General features: G+C 71.4%; 3 protein-coding genes and 2 pseudogenes. 1 reads left to right on the top strand and 4 read right to left on the bottom strand.

Annotated elements, in window-relative coordinates; all coding sequences use genetic code 11:
- Positions 1 to 255: 255 nt before the first annotated feature.
- From AC2W7A_RS09945 to AC2W7A_RS09960, 4 genes and pseudogenes are all read right to left on the bottom strand, one after another.
- Positions 256 to 1,074: a DUF1648 domain-containing protein gene (locus AC2W7A_RS09945; RefSeq protein WP_485991219.1), complete on the bottom strand. Its 819-nt coding sequence runs from the start codon at positions 1,072 to 1,074 to the stop codon at positions 256 to 258.
- A 376-nt stretch (positions 1,075 to 1,450) separates the two neighbouring features.
- Positions 1,451 to 1,687 carry a hypothetical protein gene (locus tag AC2W7A_RS09950; protein WP_485991220.1) on the bottom strand — a complete coding sequence of 79 codons (237 nt, stop codon included), beginning with the start codon at positions 1,685 to 1,687 and terminating at the stop codon, positions 1,451 to 1,453.
- On the bottom strand, positions 1,645 to 2,994 hold the full coding sequence (locus AC2W7A_RS09955; RefSeq protein WP_485991221.1) for an MDR family MFS transporter: 1,350 nt from the start codon (positions 2,992 to 2,994) through the stop codon (positions 1,645 to 1,647). The genes AC2W7A_RS09950 and AC2W7A_RS09955 overlap by 43 nt, the downstream gene beginning before the upstream one ends.
- Positions 2,991 to 3,460, bottom strand: a pseudogene (locus AC2W7A_RS09960) (YceI family protein). The gene AC2W7A_RS09955 and the pseudogene AC2W7A_RS09960 overlap by 4 nt, the downstream one beginning before the upstream one ends.
- A 354-nt stretch (positions 3,461 to 3,814) precedes the next feature.
- On the opposite strand from AC2W7A_RS09960, the pseudogene AC2W7A_RS09965 reads away from it, so the two are divergent.
- Positions 3,815 to 4,211, top strand: a pseudogene (locus AC2W7A_RS09965) (siderophore-interacting protein); the annotation flags it as partial.

Consider the following 4,211-nt stretch of genomic DNA (forward strand, 5'->3'; position numbering starts at 1 on the left):
GTGCGCGCGGTCCGGCGGGTCTCGCCGGCGGCCGCCGGGCCCCGGACAGGCGGACGCCCCGGAATCGACCGCGCGAGGGGGAACGCTTGATGGTCGACGCCGGGGCGTCCGCTGTTCACTTGTTCCATCATCACTCGCACCTTGATGAGGCGTGGTCGACGTTAGGCCGACACTCTTGAGGCTCCCGCAAATGCGCCTGGTCATTCACTGGCAGTCCGAAATCCGAGTGATGCGAGTCTCACCAGGCGGGAGCGCTCAGCCGGGCCAGGCGATGATCCACAGGATCGCGGGAAGCCCCGCCGCGAACAGGGCCAGGAACCCGCGGTACAGCAGCCGGCCCCCGCGGGATCCGATGTTCACGGTGGCGCCGACGCCGTAGCCCTCGCGCTTGTTCACCATGATGTTCGGATCGTCAGGGTCGTTCTTCATGCCGGTCGGGGTCCACCGCTCCTCCTCGGCGCGCTCCTCGGCGGTGGCGTGGTACCCCAGGGCGGTGGCGGTCTCCTCGGACCAGCGGTGCCAGCGGCGCATGGACAGGGACAGGGCGGCGAAGACGCCGACCATCACCACGGTGACCACCAGCGGCATCAGCCACCACGGGAGGGCGACGGTGCCGTCCAGGAGCATCTGCACGGTCGTCGGTGCGGTGCACAGCAGCGTGAGCAGGCTGATCCAGCCGAGCGCGCCGACCATCCCGAAGTGCATGCCGTGGCCGCGCACGCGGGCCCAGTCGGAGCCGCCCTCCGCGGCCGGGGTCATCATCGGCAGCATGGCGGCGACCAACGCCATGAAGGCGGCCATGCCTAGCCCGATGAGCGGGCCCATCGCCACGGCGCCGAGTGACTTGTCCGACCAGGCGTCCGGCTCGCCGCTCGGGCCCCAGTGCGTCGGGACGCGCTCGGGCAGGCCCGGCAGGGCCACGACGCACCACACGAGCAGGGCGACGCCGAGGGCCACGGTGACCAGGAAGGGAAGCCAGGCCCTCGGGCGGGCGCGGCGGACGAGGTGCACCTCCTCGCCCGGGAGGCGGCCGTCGTCGGGAAGGCCGGAGGCATGCGGCGGTTGGCGGGTCATCGGCGGAGGTCCCCCTCGAAGGCCGCGACGGCGCGGCGGGATCTGGTCGGTGCGGCGAGTGTCCAGTCTATTCACGGGGACGGGTGGATGAACCCGGGCACGGCAGAGCCCCGGGCTCCGACTGCGTGAGGGGGAACGCGTGGATGGTCGATGCCCGGGGCTTCTGCTGTTCAGTTGTCCATCATCACTCGCACCTTGGATGAGGCGTGTTCAACAATAACGGCCCGTCCTGACCGGAGCCGCAAGCGCGCCTGGCAGTTGACTGACCGTTCGGTCTCGCTTCGGTCACATCGTGAACTGGCGCACAGTCATCCTGTGATCGGCGTGATCCTGCGCAGTGACGCGTCACTCGAAGACGGGTCCAGCTGCCGCGCGCTCAGTGGCCGGAGGCCGGTGCCTCGGCCGCCTGCCGGGCGTCCTCGACCTCACCGGAGGAGCGCCGCACGAACCACACGGCCACCAGGTTGAGGCTGAACACGCAGGCGCCGGCCAGCAGGGCCAGGTGCACGCCGTCCATGGTCGCGGCCACCTGGTCCGCCCCGTGCGCGGCGGAGGATGCGGTGCCCACGGTCAGCAGGGTGATGAACAGGGCGGTGCCGGCCGCGGCCGCCACTGCTGCAGCGTGGACACCAGTGCCGAGCCGTGCGCGTAGAGCCGGCGCGGCAGGGCGGACAGGGCAGTGGTCATCAGCGGGGAGAACATCAGGGACAGCCCGATGCTCATCACGATGTGCAGGCCCACCACGAGCGGCGCGGTCGTGTCCGGGGAGAGGAACGTGAAGCCCCAGAGCGCCCCGGCCGCCAGGACGGAGCCGGGGATCAGCAGCGGGCGCGGGCCCACCCGGTCGTAGAGGTTGCCCACCACGTAGCCGAGGACCGCCATGGCGGCGCCGCCGGGCAGCAGGGCCAGCCCGGACTGCTGGGTGGTCCAGCCCAGGACCTGCTGGAAGTACATGGGCAGCAGGATGATCACGCCGAACAGGGCCATCATCGTCACCAGCATGCAGGCCAGGGCGGTGGCATAGGTCGGCCGGGTCAGGGTGCGCAGGTCCAGCAGGGCGCCGTCCTTCAGGCGCACCTGGCGGACCGCGAACAGCGCCAGGAACACGGCGCCGGCGAGGATCGGGATCCACGGGGCGATCGGCGCATGCCCGGCGGCGGACTCGCCGATGCTGGACAGGCCGAAGATCATGCCGCCGAAGCCGAGGGCGCACAGCACGCCGGACAAGCCGTCCAGACGGACGGGCCGCGGCTCGGTCACGTTCCGCACCCACAGGGCGCCGGCGGCCAGGGCGGCCACGGCGATGGGGAACACGGTGCCGAACATCCACCGCCAGGACAGGTGCTCCAGGATCACGCCGCCCACGGTGGGTCCGGTGGCCGGGGCCACCGCGATCACGATGGAGATGATGCCCATGATCCGGCCGCGGCGGGCCACCGGCACCACGTTCAGGACCGTGGTCATCAGCAGGGGCATCATGATCGCCGTGCCGACCGCCTGCACCACGCGGCCCAGCAGCAGCACGGAGAACCACGGGGCCAGACCGGCCACGGCGGTGCCCACCACGAAGGTGCTCATGGCGAACACGAACACCTGGCGGACCGTGAACCGGTTCATCACCCAGCCGGTGAACGGGATGACCACGGCCATGGTCAGCATGAACCCGGTGGACAGCCACTGCGCGGTGGCGGCGGTGACGGAGAACTCCGCCATCAGGCGCGGCAGAGCCACGGACATGATGGTCTCGTTGAGGATCACCACGAACGCCGCGGCCACCAGCAGGCCGATCAACCGGCCGGTGCCGGGGGCGAGGGTGACAGGGATCGAGCCGGTGGGCAGGTCGTGGGCGGACGGGTCGGCGTCGAGCCGGGGCTGCGTCGGCGGGTCCGGGTCGAGGTCGTGCCGCGCGGCACGCCTCATGCGGCGATCCGCTGCAGGGACAGCTCGAACTCCAGGGTCACCCGGTCGGAGATGAGGACGCCGCCGGAGTCCAGCGGCACGTTCCAGTCCAGCCCCCAGCGGTGACGGTCGATGCGGCGGGAGCCCTCCACGCCGGCGCGGATCACGCCGTAGGGGTCCACCTCCACGCCCATCAGCTCGAGCGGCAGGGCGACCTCCTGCGTGATGCCGTGCATGGTCAGGTCCCCGACCACCAGGAAGGACCAATCGCCGGCCTGCTTGATGCGCGTGGAGCGGAAGGTGACCTCCGGGTACCTCTGCACGTCGAAGAACTCGTGGCTGCGCAGGTGCTCGTCACGGTCCTCGTTCCGGGTGGTCAGTGACTCGGCCTGCGCGACGACTTCCACGTGGGAGTGCTCGAGCCGCGCGGGTCCAGGGTCAGCAGGCCGGTGACGTCGGTGAACGAGCCGCGCACCTTCGTCACCATGACATGGCGGGCAGCGAAGCCGACACGGCTGTGGGCGGCGTCGATCTTCCAGGTGCCGGCGAGCTCGGAGAGAGCGGTCACGGTCTGGTCCCCTTCCCTCGGGCCTCGGACGTGGATCGGAAGTCTCCGACGATCCTAGTGGAGGCGCCGTACCCGGTGACCGGGCCGTCGTCGGGCAGATAAGGTGAGGCCGACGTTTCCTATTCTCTTCTCCGACCCTCTGGAGGTCCCTTCCGTGAAGAACGACGACGGCGCCCGCGACTCCGCCACGCCCGTCGCCCCCGCCGGGGCGGCCGTCCGGTGCGACCGCAGACCGTGCTCGAGGTGGTGCGCACCGAGCGGCTCACCCCGCACATGGTGCGGGTGGTGCTCGGCGGCGAGGGCTTCGCGGAGTTCCACGAGCGGTGGGCGGCCAAGGAGGCGACCGACCAGTACGTCAAGCTGCTGTTCGCCGACCCGTCCCTGGGGCTCGAGCCGCCGTATGACATGGACGTGCTGCGCGAGCGGCTCGCCCCGGCGCAGATGCCGGTGCGCAGGACGTACACCGTGCGCGCCGTGGACGAGGCGGCCGGGACCGTCGCCGTGGACTTCGTGGTGCACGGGGACGAGGGGCTGGCCGGACCCTGGGCCGCGCAGGCGCAGCCGGGGGAGAAGGTCGCCGTTCAGTGGGGCCCGGCGGGGCCTACCGGCCGGATGCCGAGGCCGACTGGCACGTGCTCGCCGGCGACGAGGCCGCCCCTGCCCGCGATCG

The organism is Micrococcus sp. LASM2_SD2, assembly GCF_057364565.1.